The sequence below is a fragment of the Nocardioides sp. R-C-SC26 genome (genome assembly GCF_021246465.1).
Lineage (GTDB): Bacteria > Actinomycetota > Actinomycetes > Propionibacteriales > Nocardioidaceae > Nocardioides.
Genome location: NZ_JAHRHK010000010.1, coordinates 72,915 through 91,789 on the forward strand (window position 1 = coordinate 72,915; position 18,875 = coordinate 91,789).

An 18,875-nucleotide genomic window follows, 5' to 3' on the forward strand; every position below is an offset into this window, starting at 1 on the left:
TCAGGCACCCGGGCCGGGCTCGCGCAGCACGTTCTTGGCCAGTTCGGCCTCGACGGTGACGCGCAGCTTGTCCTCGACCTCGGCGATGCCGATCCGGCGGATCAGGTCGTCGAAGAAGCCGTGCACGACCAGGCGCTGGGCCTCCTTCTCGGAGATGCCGCGCGAACGCAGGTAGAACAGCTGCTCGTCGTCGAAGCGGGCGGTGGCCGAGGCGTGACCAGCGCCGGCGATCTCGCCGGTCTCGATCTCCAGGTTCGGCACCGAGTCGGCCTGCGCCCCGTCGGAGAGGATGAGGTTGCGGTTCTCCTCGTAGGTCTCGATGCCCTCGGCGACCTTGCGGATCAGGATGTTGCCGATCCAGACCGTGTGCGCCCTCTCGCCCTGCAGCGCGCCCTTGTAGACGACGTTGCTGGAGGTCTTGGGCTGGTTGTGGTCGACGAACAGTCGGTGCTCGATGTGCTGCCCCGCGTCGGCGAAGTAGAGACCGAAGCCCTCGAACGCGCCGCCGGTGCCGGAGTAGGCCACGTTCGTGGAGGTCCGCACGACGTCGCCACCGATGGTGACCTCGAAGTGGCGCACCTCGGCGTCGCGGCCGACCAAGATGTTGGTCTGACCGGTGTGGACGGCGTCGTCGGCCCAGTCGTTGATGGTGACGAGATCGACGCGGGCGCCGTCCTCGACGATCACCTGGACGAACTCGTTGTAGTGCGCGGAGCCGGAGTTCTCGAGCAGGAGCCGCGCCGAGGCGTGCCTCCCGACCCGGATGACGGTGTGCTCGGCGACCGCGTCGGCCGTTCCGGCACCGATCGCCCGGACGCGGATCAACTCGGTCAGCTCGGTGTCGGCGGGGATGTCGAGCACGCCCACCTGAGGCGCATGCAGCGCAGCCAGGGCGCCGAGGCGGTCCAGCGGTGCGATGCCGCCGAGGGCCGCGGCCTCGTCGGCGGTCACCGTCGACCACGCCACGCCAGCGGGGACGTCGGCCTGCAGCTCGATGCGGCCGCCGGGCGCGACGTCGTCGAGCAGGCTGCCGAGACGGCGCAGCGGGGTGAAGCGCCAGATCTCCTCGCGGCCTGACGGCGTCGGGTGCGCCGCGAGGTCGAAGGTCGGCGTGGTGTGGAGGTGGCTCTCGACGTGGTCGTTGCGGACCGTCTCGAGAGCCTCGGTCACGAGGGTGGCCATCAGCCGACGGCTCCTTCCATCTGCAGTTCGATGAGGCGGTTGAGCTCGAGCGCGTACTCCATGGGCAGCTCCTTGGCGATCGGCTCGACGAAGCCGCGCACGATCATCGCCATCGCCTCGTCCTGCTCCATGCCGCGCGACATCAGGTAGAAGAGCTGGTCGTCGGAGACCTTCGAGACGCTCGCCTCGTGGCCCATGGACACGTCGTCCTCGCGGATGTCGACGTAGGGGTAGGTGTCGGAGCGGCTGATCTGGTCGACCAGGAGGGCGTCGCAGAGCACGTTCGACTTCGAGCCGTGCGCACCCTCGTTGACCTGGATCAGGCCACGGTAGGACGTGCGACCGCCTCCGCGCGCGACGGACTTGCTCAGGATCGAGGACGAGGTGTGCGGGGCGGCGTGCACCATCTTGGCGCCGGCGTCCTGGTGCTGCCCCTCGCCGGCGAACGCGATGGAGAGCGTCTCGCCCTTGGCGTGCTCCCCCATCAGGTAGACGGCGGGGTACTTCATGGTGACCTTGGAACCGATGTTGCCGTCGACCCACTCCATCGTCGCCCCGGCCTCGCACACCGCGCGCTTGGTGACGAGGTTGTAGACGTTGTTCGACCAGTTCTGGATGGTCGTGTAGCGGCAGCGGCCGCCCTTCTTCACGATGATCTCCACGACGGCGGAGTGCAGCGAGTCCGAGGAGTAGATCGGCGCGGTGCAGCCCTCGACGTAGTGCACGTAGGCGCCCTCGTCGACGATGATCAGCGTCCGCTCGAACTGACCCATGTTCTCGGTGTTGATCCGGAAGTAGGCCTGGAGCGGGATGTCGACGTGGACCCCCTTGGGCACGTAGATGAACGAGCCACCCGACCAGACCGCGGTGTTGAGCGCGGCGAACTTGTTGTCGCCGACCGGGATGACGGTGCCGAAGTACTCCTGGAACAGCTCAGGCTGCTCCTTCAGGGCCGTGTCGGTGTCGAGGAAGAGCACGCCCTGGGCCTCGAGGTCCTCCCGGATGGAGTGGTAGACGACCTCGGACTCGTACTGGGCGGCGACGCCGGCGACCAGGCGCTGCTTCTCCGCCTCGGGGATGCCGAGCTTGTCGTAGGTGTTCTTGATGTCCTCGGGCAGGTCCTCCCACGAGGTGGCCTGCTTCTCCGAGGAGCGCACGAAGTACTTGATGTTGTCGAAGTCGATGCCCGAGAGGTCCGAACCCCACGTCGGCATGGGCTTCTTGCCGAAGAGCTTCAGGCCCTTCAGGCGCAGGTCGAGCATCCACTGCGGCTCGCTCTTCTTCGCCGAGATGTCGCGGACGACGTCCTCGTTCAGACCGCGCTTGGCGTCGGCGCCGGCGACGTCGGCGTCGGCCCAGCCGAAGTCGTAGCGGCCGATCCCCTGCAGTTCAGGGTTGAGCTCTTCGATCGAGGTCACGACATGACCCCTTCCTTGGTAGACGCTGGATTCAGATGCTGGGACTGGTGGGGACGGGGATGCACGTGGTGCACACCCCGTCGCCGTGCGCGATCGTGGCGAGACGTTGCACGTGTCGATCGAGGACCCGGCTGATCGCCGCCGTCTCCTCTTCGCAGAGCTGGGGGAACTCGTGCGCGACGTGCGAGACCGGGCAGTGCTGCTGGCACAGCTGCTCGCCGACGGGCGACTCCCGAACGGCGGCCGCATAGCCCTCGTCGGTGAAGACCTTCGCCAGCACCTCGGCCGCACCGAGCTCGGGATGCTCGGCCTGGGCACCCTCGAAGCGCTCCTCGACGAAGCTCATCCGACGGCGGGCGAACTCACGCACGGCCTCCTCGCCGCCGGTCTCTGCGACGAATCGAAGAGCCTGGACCGCGAGGTCGTCGTACTGCTGGTCGAAGCCGTCACGGCCGGCGCTGGTGAGCGCGAACTCCTTGGCCGGGCGGCCCCGGCCACGACCCGCCGTCTGGCGCGGCTCGCGCGACTCGACGTGTCCGTCCTCGACGAGCTGGTCGAGGTGGCGCCGCACGGCTGCCGGCGTCAGGTCGAGCTGCTCGGCGAGCACGGCGGCGGTGGACGGCCCGTTGACCAGGATCGACCGAGCGACGCGCTGGCGCGTCGACTCGTCGGTGCCTGTCGTCACAGACCGGGAGAATTCCACAACGCCAGTGTGCCGATATTGAAGTTCACCATTCAAGCAAGGTGAGACTAACTAAGGGTCGCCTCTGTGACATGGCCCATAGGGGGCCCTCCAGGATGGTGCCGTGCCCCGCGCGATCGAACCTGCCCCACCCCTGGCGAACGACGCCGCGCTGCCGTGGCACGCGCCCGTGGACGACGCCGTCGAGGTGATCGCGGCGGCCCGAGAACGCCACGGCGACACCTTCCGCATCGAGCACACCGATGCGCACGGGAGCGACCGCTACCTCTTCACCTTCTCCCCTGTCGGCGTGGCCTCGTTCTACGCACTGCGCGAGGAGGAGGCGAGCAAGGGAGTCGCCGACTACCTGATGCTCCGCCGCAAGCTGCCCGGCGAGATCTTCGACGGGCGCCGCACGCTGCCCGGGGCGCTGTTCGGTCGCGACGACGTCGCCCGCTACCTCGCGAACCTCGACCTCGCACTCGACCGCACGGTGGAGGAGCTGGCCGAACTCAGTGCCCGCGGCACCGACGAGCACGACGTCTTCGCGCTCACGCGGCGGCTCGGCCACCGCTTGGGCCTGGCCTCCTGGGCCGGGCGCGGCGCGCTCGAGCCCGCCGTCTTCGAGCGGCTGTCGGCTGCCTTCGACGAGCTCGACGGAGCCGACGCGTTCGTCCGCCCCGAGGCGATGCGGGCCGTGGAGGCCAGCGGTCACGCCGCGGAGCGCGCAGCGCTCGACGACATCGTCGCGGTGGTCGGCGAGCTCGTGCCGACCGAGGACGACGTCCTGTTCGGGCGCATCGTCGACGCCTGGAGCGATGAGCCGCCGGCGGATCGCGCTCGGGGCGTCGGCCTCGACGTCGCGCTCGTGCACGTCGCGTCGATGTCGAACATGCACGCAGCGCTCGGCTGGATGCTCGTCGATCTCCTCGAGCATCCGGCGGCGCTCGACCGCGTGCGCAGCGGCGACGCCGCCTACGCGAGCAGCTGTGCCCTGGAGTCGACCCGTCTGGCACAACGTTCGATCATGGCGCGCACCGTGATGAGCGAGGTCGACCTGGACGTCGGCGACGCGGTCTACCGCGTGCCGCCCGGCTGGACCATCGCGACCTTGCTCCCCGTCCTCAACACCACGGCCGCGCCGGGGCTCGAGCAGTGGGACCCCGAACGCTGGCAGGGCCACCGGCTCGCGCCGACACCCGGGCTCGACGACGCGCGCCTGGTCACCGCGTTCGGACACGGTCGACACACCTGCCCGGCTCAACCGTTCTCGCTCACGGCGATGGCGCGGGCAGCCCATCGCATCACCGCGGAGTTCGACATCGCCCCAGCCTGGGACGGTCGTCCCGTCCCGCGCCCCGCCCAGATCGGCGGCGTCGCTCGTGCCTCAGCCCTCGCGCCGGTCCGGTGCGTTCCGCGCGGCGTCTGAACGGAGCCAGGCAAGACCCAGGAACGGGAGCAGGAGCGGGAGGAACCCGTACCCCTGCCCGAAGTGCGACCAGACCGTGCGATCGGGGAACAGAGCCGTGTCGAGGTAGGAGAGGGTGCCGACGCCGAGCACGCCGACCAGTTCGACCGTGCAGGCGGCAACGGCGATGCGCCGGGCGCGCTCTCCGCCCAGCAGCAGGCACGTCGTCGCGACCAGGTACACGATCGCGGCGAAGAGCGAGAGCGAGTACGCCAGGGGCGCACGCTCGGCGTCGACGCCGAGCTGCACCAACGACCGCCCGGTCGCGGCGACCGCGAACACGCCGTAGACGAAGACGAGCACCCGTCCCGGCCCCGACGAGAGTGCGACGGGCGAGCCCGGTGCGCCGTCCGCGTGCTCAGGCACCGACACCACTCCAGATCTGGTCCATCCGAACCTCCAGCGCCAACACGGTCACGACCGCCACTCCCAGGAGGATCGTGCCCCATCGGGAGCGCTCTGCGAGCGAGAGGAACGCACCGATCGGGAGCACCAGCGCCACGGCCACCAGATAGCTGACGAAGGTCACGCCGTCGACGTCCCGGTCGGTCCGAGCCAGCGCGATGGAACCCGCGATCACCTGCACCACCAGCACCGCCTCGATCACGGCGAGGAGGAGGAAGGTCCGATCCTGCGGCTCGGTGTCTCGTGCGGCCTGGACAGCCACGACCGCGGCGGCGAGCAGGCTCAGCGCCACCACCACACCCAGTAGCCAGTCGTTCACGGCCCGAACCCTAAACTCTGCACGTGCCCGCTGCTGAACCCGCCGTCGTGGTCGACGGTCTGGTGATGCGCTACGGGGACAAGGTCGCCGTCGACGGGCTCTCCCTCGACGTCGCCCCGCACACCATCACCGCAGTGCTCGGACCGAACGGAGCGGGCAAGACGACGACGTTGGAGACCTGCGAGGGCTATCGGCGCCCGCAGGGCGGGACCGTCCGCGTATTGGGCCTCGATCCCGTCCGCGACCGACGTGCGCTGCTCCCCCGGATCGGGGTGATGCTGCAGAGCGGCGGCGCCTGGAGCGGCGTCCGCGCGGTGGAGATGCTGCGGCACGTGTCGCGCCTGCACGCGCATCCTCTCGACGTCAGCATGCTCGTCGAGCGACTCGGTCTCGGTGACTGCGGCGGCACGCCGTATCGCCGCCTCTCCGGCGGACAGCAGCAGCGACTCGGCCTCGCGATGGCGCTGGTGGGACGCCCCGAGCTCGTCTTCGTCGACGAGCCGACCGCAGGCTTGGATCCGGCCGTCCGGCGCGCGGTGTGGGAGCTGCTGGAGGAGATCCGGTCCGACGGCGTCACCGTCGTGCTGACCACGCACTACATGGACGAGGCCGAGCGCCTGGCCGACCGCGTGCACATCGTGGATCGTGGCCAGCTGGTCGCCTCCGGCTCACCGCTCGAGCTCACCCGCGGCGGCACCGTCGCGACCATCCGGCTCGTCGTGACCGAGCCGTTCCCACCCGGGGCCCCGCCATCGCTGGCAGCGACCTTGGGCGAGGGCACCGAGGTCGCGCAGTTGGACGCGCTCAGCCTGCAGATCACCGGCCCGGCCGATCCCTCGACCCTCGGCAAGGTCTCGCGCTGGTGCGAGGAGTTCGGCGTCGTCCCCGAGTCGCTCACCCTGGGCCAGCGCAATCTCGAGGACGTCTTCTTGGACCTCACTCGCCGCGAGCAGCTGGCACCTCCCGCATGAGCACCTTCACTCCCGCCCCCGGAGCGGCCCCGATCACCAGGCAGGTACTCGCCCAGGCCTCGATGGAGGCGCGCCTCATGCTGCGCAACGGTGAGCAGCTCCTCCTCGCCGTCGTCATCCCCGTCATCGTGCTCGTCGGCGGCGTGCAAGGCGCCGAGCGCGTGGATCTCTCCTACGGCGTCGACACTTTCGTGCCCGGCGTCCTGGCCCTCGCCGTGATGTCGACGTCGTTCACGGCGCTCGCCATCGCGACCGGGTTCGAGCGCCGCTACGGGGTGATCAAGCGACTGGGCACCTCTCCGCTCTCGCGGACCAGCCTGCTGGCGGGCAAGGTGCTGGCGCTGCTCGTCGTCCAACTCCTGCAGGCCATGGTGATCTCCGGCGTCGGGCTGGCTCTCGGCTGGGAACCCGACGTCGCCGTGCTCGGCGTCGCCCTGGCCGTCGCGCTCGGCACGGTGGCCTTCGCCTCCCTCGGTCTGATGGTGGCCGGCGCTCTGCGCGCCGAGGCCACCCTGGCCGCGGCGAACCTGATCTACCTGCTCCTGATGGCCGGCGGGGCGGTCGTGCTCCCGGCGTCGGCCTACGGCTCGTTCGGCGACGTCGTGACCTATCTGCCTTCGGGGGCCCTGGGCGAGGCGATGCGCGCCGCCCTGATCGACGCCGCCATCGCATGGCGACACCTCGTGGTGCTCCTCGTGTGGGGCACCGGCGCGGCCCTGGTGACCGCGCGCACCTTCAAGTGGGAGTGATCGACGTGGGTTTCCCTGATCTCGGCCGATTCGTGCGCGCCTTCGGCTGGGCGACGCTGGTGGCGAACATCGGCATCGTCGTCACCGGCGGCGCTGTGAGGCTGACCGGGTCCGGGCTGGGCTGCCCGACGTGGCCCCGATGCACCGACGAGAGCTTCCGCCCGCATGGCGAGCTGGAGTTCCACAGCGCGATCGAGTTCGGCAACCGGCTGCTCACCTTCGTCCTGACGGCGATCGCGATCGCGACCTTCGTCGCTGCGTGGCAGACCGGACGACGTCGGCTTCGGGTGCTGGCGACGGTGCTCGCGCTCGGCATCCCGATGCAGGCGCTGATCGGCGGCGTCACGGTGCTCACCGACCTGAACCCGTGGGTCGTCGCGCTCCACCTCCTGCTCTCGATGGGGATGATCGCTCTCGCGGTGCTCTTCCTGCATCGCATCGACCACCCGGACGCCCAGTGGCGGAGCGGCGGTCTGCCCGCCTTCGCCTGGACGCTCTTCGGAACCTCGTGGCTCGTGCTCTACCTCGGCACCGTCGTGACGGGCTCCGGGCCGCACGCCGGCGACGAGGACTCCCCCCGCAACGGTCTCGACCCGCTCCAGATGAGCCAGCTGCACGCGGACGCGGTCTTCCTCTTCATCGGTCTCACCCTCGGACTCCTGCTCTGCCTGAAGGTCGCGGGCGTGCGCGGTCCGGCGCTGCGCGCCGTCTGGGTGCTGCTCGCCGTCGAGCTCTCCCAGAGCGTCATCGGCTTCGTGCAGTACTTCACCGACCTGCCCGAGGTGCTCGTCGGCCTGCACATGCTGGGCGCGGCACTGATCTCGGCGGCCGTGATGCACGTCGTCGTGCGGCTCGCGCTCACCGACCACGGCTGATCCCGCCGCGATCGCCACCTGTCAGGAGAGCAGCGGGTCGAGTGCGACGGCCACGAACAGCAGCGACAGGTACAGGTTGGAGTGGTGGAAGAGCCGCATCGGCTGGATGACGGAGAGGTCCTCCGTGCCGCGAGCACGCTGCCACATCCGGTGCGCCTCGAGCAGGAAGACCGCGCCGAGCACCGCCGCTGCGATCGGATACACCGGGCCGGTGCTCGCGACGGGCCACAGCGCCAACGAGGTCGCGACCATCACCCAGCTGTAGAGCACGATCTGCCGACCGACCTCTCGGGCCGGCTTGACCACCGGGAGCATCGGGACGTCGACGTTGGCGTAGTCCTCGCGGTAGCGCAACGCCAGGGCCCAGGTGTGCGGCGGCGTCCAGAAGAAGACCACCAGGAAGAGCACGATCGGAACCCAGGAGAGCTCGCCGGTGACCGCCGTCCAGCCGATCAGCGCCGGGAAGCAGCCGGCGATGCCGCCCCACACGATGTTCTGCGTCGTGCGGCGCTTGAGGAGCATCGTGTAGACGAAGACGTAGAAGGCGTTGGCGCCGACCGAGAGCACGGCGGAGAGGGTGTTGACCCACAACGCCAGCACCACGGTGGAGAGCACGCAGAGCGTGGTGGCGAAGACCAGGGCGGCACCCGGCGTGACGACGTGGCGCGGTAGGGCGCGCCGCCGGGTACGACGCATCTGCTCGTCGATGTCGCGGTCGTAGACGCAGTTGAAGGCCGAGGCGGAACCGGCGGAGAGCGCACCTCCGACGACGGTCGCGAGGACGAGACGCAGGTCCGGCACCCCACGCTCGGCGAAGAACATCACCGGGACCGTCGTCAGCAGGAGGAGCTCGATGACCCGCGGTTTGGTCAGGCCGACATAGGCCCCGACGACGTCCTTGAAGCCGGCGCGCCCCCCGTCGGGGTCGGACGCATCGTCCTGCAGGGCAGGACGGGATTCGCCGACGTACGTCACTACGTTCCTTGGGTGTCGGGTGCTGGAGACCGATCGGCCACGCGGGAGGGCGGCGGCGCGCTGACGCGGTGCCGGTCTCACACGCCCGGAGGCGGTGTGAGTCTAACCCGCGACCTCGGTAGGCTCGTGATTGCCCGCACCCCCTCTCCGGACCGTGCGCCCCGACGCCGTTCCGGAGCCCTCGAAGGAGACTCGTGACCACCACCGTGCCGCCCCTGACGCCGCTGGACCAGCCCCTCGACTGGACCGAGCTCGACGCCAAGGCGGTCGACACGGCTCGCGTGCTCGCGATGGACGCCGTGCAGAAGGTCGGCAACGGCCACCCTGGCACGGCGATGAGCCTGGCGCCGGTCGCCTACCTGCTGTTCCAGAAGGTCATGCGCCACGACCCGGCCGACCCCGACTGGATCGCGCGGGACCGGTTCGTGCTCTCGTGCGGCCACTCGAGCATCACGCTGTACACCCAGCTCTTCCTCGGCGGCTTCGGTCTCGAGCTCGACGACCTCAAGGCGCTGCGCACGTGGGGCAGCAAGACCCCGGGTCACCCCGAGTTCGGACACACCGCCGGGGTCGAGGTGACCACCGGGCCGCTCGGCCAGGGTGTCGCCAACGGCGTCGGCATGGCGATGGCGGCGCGGCGAGAGCGTGGGCTCTACGACCCTGAGCCGGCGCTGGGCGAGTCACCGTTCGATCACCAGATCTACGTGCTGTGCTCCGACGGCGACCTGCAGGAGGGCGTCAGCGCCGAGGCGAGCTCGATCGCGGGAACGCAGAACCTGGGCAACCTGACGCTCATCTACGACCGCAACAAGATCTCGATCGAGGGCGACACCGACATCGCGTTCACCGAGGACATCCCGGCGCGCTACGCCGCCTACGGCTGGCACGTGCAGGAGGTCGACTGGACCCACGGCGGCACCGAGTACCACGAGGACGTCCCCGCGCTCTACGAGGCGCTGCAGAAGGCCGCCGCCGTCACCGACCAGCCCTCGATCATCGTGCTCGACACGGTCATCGCCTGGCCTGCCCCCAACGCCCAGGGCACCGAGGCGGCCCACGGCAGTGCGCTCGGCGCCGAGGAGGTCGCGGCGACCAAGAAGATCCTCGGATGGGATCCCGAGACCCACTTCGACGTCCCCGCCGACGTGCTCACCCATACCCGCGGCCTGGTGGCGCGCGGCGCCGCGTGGGGCGCGCAGTGGGACACCGCGGTGAACGCCTGGGCCGAGAGGAATCCGGAGCGACACGCCCTGCTCCATCGCCTGAAGTCCCGGTCGTTGCCCGACGGCATCGCCGAGCACCTGCCCGCCTTCGAGGCCGACCCCAAGGGCGTCGCCACCCGTGCGGCGTCCGGCAAGGTGATCAACGCACTCGCCCCGCACCTGCCCGAGCTCTGGGGCGGCTCGGCCGACCTGGCCGGGTCGAACAACACCACGATCAAGGACGTGCCCTCGTTCGTCCCCGCCGAGCGCTCCACCCACGACTGGACCGGTGACCCGTACGCGGGCCGCGTGCTGCACTTCGGCATCCGCGAGCACGGCATGGGCGCGATCATGAACGGCATCGCCGTCCACGGCCCGACCCGCGTGTTCGGCGGGACGTTCCTGACCTTCTCCGACTACATGCGCGGGTCGGTCCGCGTCGCGGCGTTGATGGGAGCGCCCGTCACCTACGTGTGGACCCACGACTCGATCGGTCTGGGCGAGGACGGCCCGACCCACCAGCCGGTCGAGCACGTCGCCTCGCTGCGTGCGATCCCGGGTCTGGACGTCGTGCGTCCGGCCGACGCCAACGAGACCGCGGCCGCCTGGATGACCGTGCTGTCGCACACCGACCGGCCCGCCGGGCTGATCCTCTCGCGCCAGAACGTCCCGACGTTCCCGCGCGGCACCGACGACGACGGTCAGCACTGGGGCAGCACCGACGGCGTCCAGCGCGGCGGCTACGTCCTGCTCGACACCGAAGGGGTTCCCGACGTCGTGCTGGTCGCGACCGGCTCGGAGGTCCAGCTCGCGGTCGAAGCACGTCGTCAGCTCGCCGAGGACGGCGTCGCCGCGCGCGTGGTCTCGATGCCGTGCCGCGAGTGGTTCGACGCCCAGGAGCAGGCCTACCGCGACACCGTGATCCCGCCGATCGTCAAGGCGCGCGTCTCGGTCGAGGCCGGTGTCGCGCAGGGCTGGCGCGAGGTCGTCGGCGACCACGGTCGGATCGTGTCGATCGACACGTTCGGCGCGTCCGCGGACGCCGCCCGGATGTTCCGCGAGTACGGCTTCACCGCCGAGGCTGTGACGCAGGCCGCGCGGGATTCCGTGGCCGCCGCCAGCGCCTGACGTCGATCCCGGGTACCGGTCGTCGACGAACGCCGCACCACCAGACCTGTCAGCGCAGTTCGAGGAGGAACCATGAGTGACCGACTGAAGGCTCTGGCAGATGCCGGGGTTTCCATCTGGCTCGACGACCTCTCCCGCGAGCGCATCGAGACCGGCAACCTGGCCGACCTCGTCCGCACGCACTCCGTCGTCGGAGTCACCACCAACCCGACCATCTTCGCCGGGGCGATCGCCGACGGCGAGCGCTACGACAGCCAGGTCGCCGACCTGGTCGCCGACGGCGCCTCGGTCGACGAGGTGGTCTTCGCGCTCACCACCGAGGACGTGCGCAACGCCTGCGACGTACTGGCACCGGTCACCGCCTCGACCACCGACGACGGCCGCGTCTCGATCGAGGTCGAGCCCACCCTCGCTCGGGAGACGGCCGGCACGATCGCGTCCGCGCAGCAGCTCTGGCAGGCGGTCGACCGGCCGAACGCCCTGATCAAGATCCCGGCGACGCCCGAGGGTCTCCCGGCGATCACCGCCGTGATCGCTCAGGGCATCAGCGTCAACGTCACGTTGATCTTCAGCCTCGAGCGCTACCGCGAGGTCATGGACGCCTACCTCACCGGCCTGGAGCAGGCCCGGGAGGCCGGCCTCGACCTGGCCGAGATCCGCTCGGTCGCCTCGTTCTTCGTCTCCCGCGTCGACTCCGAGGTCGACGCTCGGCTGGAGAAGATCGGCGGCGACGCGCTGGGCCTGCGGGGAAAGGCCGCGCTCGCCAACGCCCGGCTGGCCTACGCCGCCTACGAGGAGGTCGTCGCCTCCGACCGCTGGCAACTGCTGGCGCAGGCCGGGGCGAACCCGCAGCGGCCCCTCTGGGCCTCCACCGGGGTCAAGAACCCGGACTACTCCGACACGCTCTACGTCACCGACCTCGTCGTCGCGGGCACCGTCAACACCATGCCCGAGAAGACGCTGGAGGCCTTCGCCGACCACGGTGAGCTCGTCGGTGACGCCGTGACGGGCACCGCCGCAGAGGCGCAGGCCGTCCTCGACGACGTCGTGGCCGCGGGTGTCGATTGGGCCGACGTGCTCGACGTCCTGGAGACCGAGGGAGTCGACAAGTTCGTCGCGTCCTGGCACGAACTCGTGGACACGGTGACCGCACAGATGGAGAAGGCCCGGGCATGAGCCGACGGCCGGTCGATCCCACCACGACGCCGGCCTGGTCACGGCTGCGCGCCCTGGCAGACACGTTCTCCCCCGACCTCCGCGGCTGGTTCGCCGCGGACCCGTCCCGGGTGGAGCGCCTCACGTTCGACATCGCCGACCTCCGGGTCGACCTGTCGAAGAATCTGATCACCGACGACGTCACCGAGCAGCTGCTCGGTCTCGCCGGCGCCGTCGGTGTCGCCGAGCGGCGCGACGCGATGCTCCGCGGCGAGCACATCAACGTCACCGAGGACCGGGCCGTCCTGCACACGGCGCTACGGCGTCCTGCCGGCGACGAGCTCCAGCTCGAGGGCAGCAACGTCGTGGACGACGTCCACGAGGTACTGGCCCGGGTCTACGCGTTCGCCGATGACGTGCGCACCGGCACCTGGACCGGCGCCACGGGCGAGCGGATCCGCACGGTCGTCAACATCGGCATCGGCGGATCCGATCTCGGTCCTGTGATGGCCTACGAGGCACTCGCACCGTTTCACCACCCCGAGATCGAGTGCCGGTTCCTCAGCAACATCGACCCGACGGACGCAGCCCAGACCCTGGCCGGGCTGGACCCCGCGTCGACGCTGTTCATCGTCTCCAGCAAGACCTTCGGCACGCTGGAGACCCTCACCAACGCCCGCCTGTGCCGCTCGTGGCTCCTCGAGGCCCTCTCGGACGCAGACGCGGACGACGCGGTGCGTCGCCATTTCGTCGCCGTCTCGACCGCGCTGGACAAGGTCGCCGACTTCGGCATCGATCCGGCGAACGCCTTCGGGTTCTGGGACTGGGTCGGCGGACGTTACTCGATCGACTCCGCGATCGGCACCTCGCTCGCCGTCGCGATCGGGCCCGAGCGGTTCGCGGAGTTCCTCGACGGCATGCATGCCGTCGACACCCACTTCGTGCACACCCCTCCCGAGCGCAACGTCCCGCTGCTGATGGGTCTGCTGAACGTCTGGTACGCCGATCTGCTCGGAGCGCAGACACACGCGGTGTTGCCCTACGCCCAGCTGCTGCACCGGTTCCCGGCCTACCTGCAGCAGCTCACGATGGAGTCGAACGGAAAGCAGGTCCGCTGGGACGGCGCGGCAGTGACGACCGAGACCGGCGAGATCTTCTGGGGCGAGCCCGGCACCAACGGCCAGCACGCCTTCTACCAGCTCATCCACCAGGGCACCCGGCTGATCCCGGCCGACTTCATCGCGATGGCGAACCCCTCGTTCGCACTGACCGACAAGGTCGACGGGCGCGAGGTCGACGTCCACGAGCTCTTCCTGGCCAACTTCCTCGCCCAGACCCGGGCGCTCGCGTTCGGCAAGACTGCCGACGAGGTCCGGGCAGAGGGCGTCGCGGACCACCAGGTCGCAGCACGGACGTTCCCCGGGAATCGTCCCTCGACGTCGATCATGGCGCCCGAGCTCACCCCGTCGGTGCTGGGCCAGCTGGTGGCGCTCTACGAGCACATCACCTTCGTGCAGGGCGTCGTGTGGGGAATCGACAGCTTCGACCAGTGGGGGGTCGAGCTCGGCAAGAAACTCGCCCAGGAACTCGTGCCCGCGCTCGGGGGCGACGAGGACGCCATCGCGGCGCAGGACGCCTCGACCCGGTCGTTGCTCGCCTACTACCGGGAGCACCGTCGATGAGCTCGCCGCGCACCGTCGTCCACGACACGCCCGAGGCGCTCGCCGCGACCGTCGCGGCCGACGTCCTCGATCTGCTCGCCGACGTCCAGGCCGCGGGCGGAATACCTCAGATCGTGCTCACCGGCGGCACGATCGCCGAGGCGATGCATCGGGAGATCGCGCGGCAGGCACCGGCGTCCGGCGTCGACTGGGGCGCAGTGATCATCTGGTTCGGCGACGAGAGGTTCGTCGCCGCTGACTCCCCCGACCGCAATGCCGGTCAGGCCCGTGCCGCGTTCCTGGACGCCGTCGGAGCGCACCGGGTGCACGAGATGCCGGCCTCGTCGTCCGTGGCGACCGCCGAGGAGTCCGCTGCGCTCTACCGCGACCTGCTCGGCGGCGAGGCCACCGGCCGCTTCGACCTCGTGATGCTCGGGATCGGGCCCGACGGACATGTGGCCTCGTTGTTCCCCGAGCACCCCGAGCTGGCGGTCGACGACGTCGCGGCGGCCGCCGTCCATGATTCGCCCAAGCCGCCCCCGGACCGGGTGACCATGACGTTCGCCAGGCTCAATGCCGCCGACCGGATCTGGCTGCTCGCCAGCGGCGAGTCGAAGGCCGAGGCGGTCGCACGAGCCCGGGCCTCGTCGGGTTCGATCGCCGAGACGCCGGCGCGGGGCATCCTCGGCTCAGCTGGCACCCAGATCGTGTGGCACCTGGACCAGGACGCCGCGCGGCCCCACGGCGATTGAGGACGAACCCCGCGAGGAACGAGCGGGGCGCCTCGAAACCCTGCCGGGCGAGGCAGGCGAGGTAGGTCAGAAGATGATCTCGCCGGACTTGCGGCGCGAGCGCAGAAGCTGGATGGCCTCGTCGAGGATGACCTCGGCCTCGGCGTCGGAGCGCCGCTCCTTCACGTAGGCGAGGTGGGTCTTGTACGGCTCGATCTTCGGAGCCGGCGGCGGGTTTTCCGAGTCCACCGACGCGGGCAGACCGCACTTGGGGCAGTCCCACGACTCCGGGACGACCGCCTCGATCGCGAACGTGATCACCGAACGGTGATCGTGAGAGCAGAAGTAGGTGATCGCCTGACGCGGAGCCGCCTCGCCGCGCTCCGCCTCACCCATCGGACCGGCGCCGACCCGACTACCTCGGATTGCGCTTCCTCCACCAGCCATGTGCGTCTATCTCCTGGGATCGTGCGTGGGGGTACCCGCGGCGGGAGCGGCCGCGGGGCTCAGCGGATGAGCTCAGTACGCCTTGAGAAGGCCGAGAGCGATGACCGTCGCGAACCAGATGACACCGGTGCCGATGGTGAACCGGTCGAGGTTGCGCTCAGCCACCGACGAACCGCCGAGAGAGCTCGAGACACCGCCGCCGAACATGTCGGACAGACCGCCGCCGCGCCCCTTGTGCAAGAGCACGAGCAGGATCATCAGCAGGCTCGTCGTGATGAGCAGGATGGTGAAGAGCAGTTCCACGGTTGGGAATCCTATGTCAGGGAGTGGCGCGGGGAAGAACCGGCTCAGATCACGGGGAGGTCGTAGTAGCGGCAGATGCCGCCGAACTCGTCGGCCTGGAGGCTCGCACCGCCCACCAGCGCGCCATCGACGTCGTCCTTGATCATGATGCCGGCGATGTTCGCCGCCTTGACCGAACCGCCGTACAGGATCCGGATCCCGTCCGCCGCAGCGTCGCCGTGCACCTCCCGGATACGTCCGCGGATGGCGGCGCACACCTCCTGGGCGTCCTCGGGGGTGGCGACCTCGCCGGTGCCGATCGCCCAGACCGGTTCGTAGGCGACGACGAGCCCGGCGACCTGCTCGGCCGTGAAGCCCTCGAGCGAGCCGTCGACCTGAGCAAGCGTGTAGGACACCTGCTCCCCGGCCTTGCGAACCTCGAGGCCCTCGCCGACGCACACGATCGGCGTCATCGAGGACTTCAACGCCTGGTGTGCCTTCGCGCTAACGACGGCGTCGGTCTCGCCGTGGTACTCGCGGCGCTCGGAGTGGCCCACGACGACGTAGGAACAGCCGAGCTTCGCCAGCATCCCCGCCGAGATCTCACCGGTGTAGGCGCCGGAGTCGTGCAGCGAGACGTCCTGGGCGCCGTACTTCACCGAGAGGCGGTCGCCGTCGACCAGCGTCTGGACCGAACGGAGATCGGTGAAGGGCGGGATCACGGCGACCTCGACCTTGGCGAAGTCGTGTCGCTTGTCCGAGAGGGTCCACGCCAGCTTCTGGACCAGCACCACCGCCTCCTGGTGGTTCAGGTTCATCTTCCAGTTGCCCGCCATGAGCGGGACCCGCGCGAGGTCGGCGTTGCGAGCCATGACTCAGTCCTCCAAGACCGTGATGCCGGGCAGTTCCTTGCCCTCCAGATACTCCAGGCTGGCGCCGCCGCCGGTCGAGATGTGGCCGAAGGCCGACTCGTCGAAGCCGAGCGCTCGCACGGCGGCGGCCGAGTCGCCGCCACCGACGACGGACAGTCCGTCGATCTGCGTCAGTGCCTGCGCCACCGCTCGCGTGCCGTCGGAGAAGGACGGCACCTCGAACACGCCCATCGGCCCGTTCCAGAACACCGTCTTCGCGTCGGCGAGCGCGGCGGCGAAGTCGGCGCCCGATGCCGGGCCGATGTCCAGCCCGAGTGCGTCAGCGGGAATGGCCGAGGCCGCGACGACGCGCGGCTCCGGGGTGCGTTCGCCCGCAGGGAACTCGGTGTCGACCACGATGTCGCCCGGCAGCAGGATCTGGACACCCGACTCCTCCGCGCGCGCCAGGTACGCACGGCAGGTGTCGAGCTGATCCTCCTCGAGCAGGCTCTTGCCGACCTCGTGGCCCTGGGCCTTGAGGAAGGTGAACACCATGCCGCCGCCGATCAGCAGCTTGTCGGCCTTGTCGAGCAGGTTGTCGATCACGCCGAGCTTGTCGGAGACCTTCGAGCCGCCGAGCACGACGACGTAGGGCCGAGTCGGCTCCACCGTGAGACGACGCAGTACGTCGATCTCGGTGGAGACGAGACCGCCCATGGCGTGCGGGAGCCGCTGGGCCACGTCGTACACGCTGGCCTGCTTGCGGTGCACGACACCGAACCCGTCGCTCACGAAGGCGTCGGCCAACGCGGCGAGCTGGTCGGCGAACGTGCCGCGCTCGACGTCGTCCTTGCTGGTCTCGCCGGCGTTGAAGCGGACGTTCTCCAGCAACGCCACCTGGCCGTCGGCCAGCCCGGCCACCGCGGCCCGAGCCGCGTCGCCGACCGTGTCGGAGGCGAAGACGACGTCCTGGCCGAGCAGCTCACCGAGCCGGACGGCGACCGGGGCGAGCGAGTACCGCTCCTCCGGCGCACCCTTGGGTCGGCCCAGGTGGGCTGTCACGACCACGCGGGCGCCGGCGTCGGCCAGTGCCTTGATGGTCGGGACGCTCGCCCGGATCCGGCCGTCGTCGGTGATGGCGGCGCCGTCGAGCGGCACGTTGAGGTCCGACCGGACGAGGACGCGCTTGCCGCTGACCTCGCCCAGCCCGGCGTACTCCCCCACCGTCAGAGGGTCTTGCCGACGTAGTCGATCAGGTCGGCGAGGCGGTTGGAGTAGCCCCACTCGTTGTCGTACCAGCCGACGACCTTGACCTGGTTGCCGATCACCTTGGTGAGCGGGGCGTCGAAGATGCACGACGCCGGGTCGGTGACGATGTCGCTGGAGACGATCGGCGCCGTGGAGTAGCGCAGGAACCGGCCGTCGGCGGCCTTCTGCACCACGGCGTTGACCTCCTCGACGCTGGTCTCGCGACCGGCCTCGAAGGTGAGGTCGGTGGCCGAGCCGGTCGGGGTGGGCACGCGCAGGGCGTACCCGTCGAGCTTGCCCTTGAGCTCGGGCAGCACCAGGCCGATGGCCTTGGCGGCACCGGTCGAGGTGGGGACGATGTTGAGGGCGGCGGCGCGGGCGCGGCGCAGATCCTTGTGGATGTTGTCCTGGAGGTTCTGGTCCGCGGTGTAGGCGTGGATGGTGGTCATCAGGCCCTTGACGATGCCGAACTCGTCGTTGAGCGCCTTCGCCATCGGCGCGAGGCAGTTGGTCGTGCACGACGCGTTCGAGATCACCGTGTGCGCGGCGGCGTCGTAGTCGGTGTGGTTCACACCCATCACGACGGTGATGTCCTCGTTGGAGGCCGGCGCGGAGATGATGACCTTCTTGGCGCCGCCCTGGTCGACGTGCGCGCGGGCCAAGGTGGCGTCGGTGAAGAAGCCGGTGGACTCCACCACGACGTCGACGCCGAGGTCGCCCCACTTCAGCGCAGCCGGGTCGCGCTCGGCGAAGGCCTTGATCTCGGCACCGCCCACGAGGATCGCGTCGTCGGTGGAGGACACGTCGGCGTCGAGACGACCCAGGATCGAGTCGTACTTCAGCAGGTGCGCGAGCACCGCGTTGTCGGTGAGGTCGTTGACCCCCACGATCTCGATGTCCAGCCCGGAGGCGCGGACCGCCCGGAAGAAGTTGCGGCCGATCCGGCCGAATCCGTTGATACCAACGCGAACGGTCACTGCGAATGCTCCTGCTGAGAGGCGTTACGGGACAGCCCGACCCTACCGGTGGCCAGGGACCGCTCCGACACGTCGTCCGGGGTACGTACGGGTAACCCCGCTCCGGACGGTCGCCTCTGTCACAGCGGCGGGCGTGTGTGCTGGTGCCG

At 69.9% G+C, this 18,875-nt stretch carries 19 protein-coding genes; 8 read left to right on the top strand and 11 right to left on the bottom strand.

Features of this window, described 5'->3' with window-relative positions; all coding sequences use genetic code 11:
* Genes sufD through KSO97_RS10790 form a run of 3 tightly spaced genes read right to left on the bottom strand, consistent with a single transcriptional unit; the run spans nucleotide 1 to nucleotide 3,285 of the window.
* Entirely contained in the window at nucleotides 1-1,182 is a 1,182-nt protein-coding gene (gene sufD, locus KSO97_RS10780; RefSeq protein ID WP_232678712.1) for a Fe-S cluster assembly protein SufD, read from the bottom strand.
* Nucleotides 1,182-2,600 carry a Fe-S cluster assembly protein SufB gene (sufB, locus tag KSO97_RS10785; protein ID WP_308188286.1) on the bottom strand — a complete coding sequence of 473 codons (1,419 nt, stop codon included), beginning with the start codon at nucleotides 2,598-2,600 and terminating at the stop codon, nucleotides 1,182-1,184. Before sufB ends, sufD begins: the two co-directional genes overlap by 1 nt.
* 31 nt (nucleotides 2,601-2,631) lie before the next feature.
* Entirely contained in the window at nucleotides 2,632-3,285 is a 654-nt protein-coding gene (locus tag KSO97_RS10790; RefSeq protein WP_232678713.1) for a metalloregulator ArsR/SmtB family transcription factor, read from the bottom strand.
* Between the two features lie 121 nt (nucleotides 3,286-3,406).
* Between KSO97_RS10790 and KSO97_RS10795 the strand changes: the two genes are divergently transcribed.
* A complete protein-coding gene (locus KSO97_RS10795) occupies nucleotides 3,407-4,711 on the top strand; it encodes a cytochrome P450 (RefSeq protein ID WP_232678714.1) in 1,305 nt (434 codons plus the stop codon).
* Here the strand turns inward: KSO97_RS10795 and KSO97_RS10800 are convergent.
* Both KSO97_RS10800 and KSO97_RS10805 read right to left on the bottom strand, forming a co-directional pair.
* Nucleotides 4,670-5,116, bottom strand: a complete 447-nt coding sequence (locus KSO97_RS10800) for a hypothetical protein (protein ID WP_232678715.1) — start codon at nucleotides 5,114-5,116, stop codon at nucleotides 4,670-4,672. The two genes, KSO97_RS10795 and KSO97_RS10800, sit on opposite strands and share 42 nt — an antisense overlap.
* Nucleotides 5,109-5,474, bottom strand: coding sequence for a hypothetical protein (locus KSO97_RS10805; RefSeq protein WP_232678716.1), 366 nt, complete (start codon nucleotides 5,472-5,474; stop codon nucleotides 5,109-5,111). The genes KSO97_RS10800 and KSO97_RS10805 overlap by 8 nt, the downstream gene beginning before the upstream one ends.
* 23 nt (nucleotides 5,475-5,497) lie before the next feature.
* Between KSO97_RS10805 and KSO97_RS10810 the strand changes: the two genes are divergently transcribed.
* The 3 genes from KSO97_RS10810 to KSO97_RS10820 are packed head-to-tail and all read left to right on the top strand — an operon-like array spanning nucleotide 5,498 to nucleotide 8,069.
* Nucleotides 5,498-6,445, top strand: a complete 948-nt coding sequence (locus KSO97_RS10810; protein WP_232678718.1) for an ABC transporter ATP-binding protein — start codon at nucleotides 5,498-5,500, stop codon at nucleotides 6,443-6,445.
* Nucleotides 6,442-7,194: an ABC transporter permease gene (locus tag KSO97_RS10815; RefSeq protein WP_232678720.1), complete on the top strand. Its 753-nt coding sequence runs from the start codon at nucleotides 6,442-6,444 to the stop codon at nucleotides 7,192-7,194. Before KSO97_RS10810 ends, KSO97_RS10815 begins: the two co-directional genes overlap by 4 nt.
* Before the next feature lie 5 nt (nucleotides 7,195-7,199).
* Nucleotides 7,200-8,069, top strand: a complete 870-nt coding sequence (locus KSO97_RS10820) for a heme A synthase (protein WP_232678722.1) — start codon at nucleotides 7,200-7,202, stop codon at nucleotides 8,067-8,069.
* A 21-nt stretch (nucleotides 8,070-8,090) separates the two neighbouring features.
* On the opposite strand, the gene KSO97_RS10825 is transcribed toward KSO97_RS10820, so the two are convergent.
* On the bottom strand, nucleotides 8,091-9,044 hold the full coding sequence (locus tag KSO97_RS10825) for a heme o synthase (protein ID WP_374198502.1): 954 nt from the start codon (nucleotides 9,042-9,044) through the stop codon (nucleotides 8,091-8,093).
* A 290-nt stretch (nucleotides 9,045-9,334) separates the two neighbouring features.
* On the opposite strand from KSO97_RS10825, the gene tkt reads away from it, so the two are divergent.
* The 4 genes from tkt to pgl all read left to right on the top strand — a co-directional run bounded on the left by tkt (nucleotide 9,335) and on the right by pgl (nucleotide 14,942).
* Nucleotides 9,335-11,374, top strand: coding sequence for a transketolase (tkt, locus tag KSO97_RS10830; RefSeq protein WP_232678853.1), 2,040 nt, complete (start codon nucleotides 9,335-9,337; stop codon nucleotides 11,372-11,374).
* A gap of 72 nt (nucleotides 11,375-11,446) precedes the next feature.
* A complete protein-coding gene (gene tal / locus KSO97_RS10835) occupies nucleotides 11,447-12,550 on the top strand; it encodes a transaldolase (protein ID WP_232678724.1) in 1,104 nt (367 codons plus the stop codon).
* The gene (pgi, locus tag KSO97_RS10840) at nucleotides 12,547-14,211 is read left to right on the top strand and encodes a glucose-6-phosphate isomerase (protein ID WP_232678726.1); all 1,665 of its coding nucleotides are present in this window, start codon (nucleotides 12,547-12,549) and stop codon (nucleotides 14,209-14,211) included. Before tal ends, pgi begins: the two co-directional genes overlap by 4 nt.
* On the top strand, nucleotides 14,208-14,942 hold the full coding sequence (gene pgl, locus KSO97_RS10845) for a 6-phosphogluconolactonase (RefSeq protein ID WP_232678728.1): 735 nt from the start codon (nucleotides 14,208-14,210) through the stop codon (nucleotides 14,940-14,942). The genes pgi and pgl overlap by 4 nt, the downstream gene beginning before the upstream one ends.
* Nucleotides 14,943-15,008: 66 nt before the next feature.
* On the opposite strand, the gene KSO97_RS10850 is transcribed toward pgl, so the two are convergent.
* From KSO97_RS10850 to gap, 5 genes are all read right to left on the bottom strand, one after another.
* The gene (locus KSO97_RS10850) at nucleotides 15,009-15,368 is read right to left on the bottom strand and encodes an RNA polymerase-binding protein RbpA (protein WP_232678730.1); all 360 of its coding nucleotides are present in this window, start codon (nucleotides 15,366-15,368) and stop codon (nucleotides 15,009-15,011) included.
* Nucleotides 15,369-15,440: 72 nt separating this feature from the next.
* The gene (gene secG, locus KSO97_RS10855; protein ID WP_232678732.1) at nucleotides 15,441-15,671 is read right to left on the bottom strand and encodes a preprotein translocase subunit SecG; all 231 of its coding nucleotides are present in this window, start codon (nucleotides 15,669-15,671) and stop codon (nucleotides 15,441-15,443) included.
* 44 nt (nucleotides 15,672-15,715) lie between these two features.
* Nucleotides 15,716-16,522 carry a triose-phosphate isomerase gene (tpiA, locus tag KSO97_RS10860; RefSeq protein ID WP_232678734.1) on the bottom strand — a complete coding sequence of 269 codons (807 nt, stop codon included), beginning with the start codon at nucleotides 16,520-16,522 and terminating at the stop codon, nucleotides 15,716-15,718.
* Between the two features lie 3 nt (nucleotides 16,523-16,525).
* Complete coding sequence (gene pgk, locus KSO97_RS10865; RefSeq protein ID WP_232678735.1) at nucleotides 16,526-17,725, bottom strand: phosphoglycerate kinase; 1,200 nt, start codon at nucleotides 17,723-17,725, stop codon at nucleotides 16,526-16,528.
* A 2-nt stretch (nucleotides 17,726-17,727) separates the two neighbouring features.
* The gene (gene gap, locus KSO97_RS10870; RefSeq protein WP_232678737.1) at nucleotides 17,728-18,726 is read right to left on the bottom strand and encodes a type I glyceraldehyde-3-phosphate dehydrogenase; all 999 of its coding nucleotides are present in this window, start codon (nucleotides 18,724-18,726) and stop codon (nucleotides 17,728-17,730) included.
* Nucleotides 18,727-18,875: the final 149 nt, after the last annotated feature.

Bases quoted from the DNA above. Each gene is read 5' to 3' on its own strand.
- sufD (WP_232678712.1), bottom strand. From the start codon at position 1,182: ATGGCCACCCTCGTGACCGAGGCTCTCGAGACGGTCCGCAACGACCAC.
- KSO97_RS10815 (WP_232678720.1), top strand. From the start codon at position 6,442: ATGAGCACCTTCACTCCCGCCCCCGGAGCGGCCCCGATCACCAGGCAG.
- tkt (WP_232678853.1), top strand. From the start codon at position 9,335: ATGGACGCCGTGCAGAAGGTCGGCAACGGCCACCCTGGCACGGCGATG.
- tal (WP_232678724.1), top strand. From the start codon at position 11,447: ATGAGTGACCGACTGAAGGCTCTGGCAGATGCCGGGGTTTCCATCTGG.
- pgi (WP_232678726.1), top strand. From the start codon at position 12,547: ATGAGCCGACGGCCGGTCGATCCCACCACGACGCCGGCCTGGTCACGG.
- pgl (WP_232678728.1), top strand. From the start codon at position 14,208: ATGAGCTCGCCGCGCACCGTCGTCCACGACACGCCCGAGGCGCTCGCC.
- KSO97_RS10850 (WP_232678730.1), bottom strand. From the start codon at position 15,368: ATGGCTGGTGGAGGAAGCGCAATCCGAGGTAGTCGGGTCGGCGCCGGT.
- tpiA (WP_232678734.1), bottom strand. From the start codon at position 16,522: ATGGCTCGCAACGCCGACCTCGCGCGGGTCCCGCTCATGGCGGGCAAC.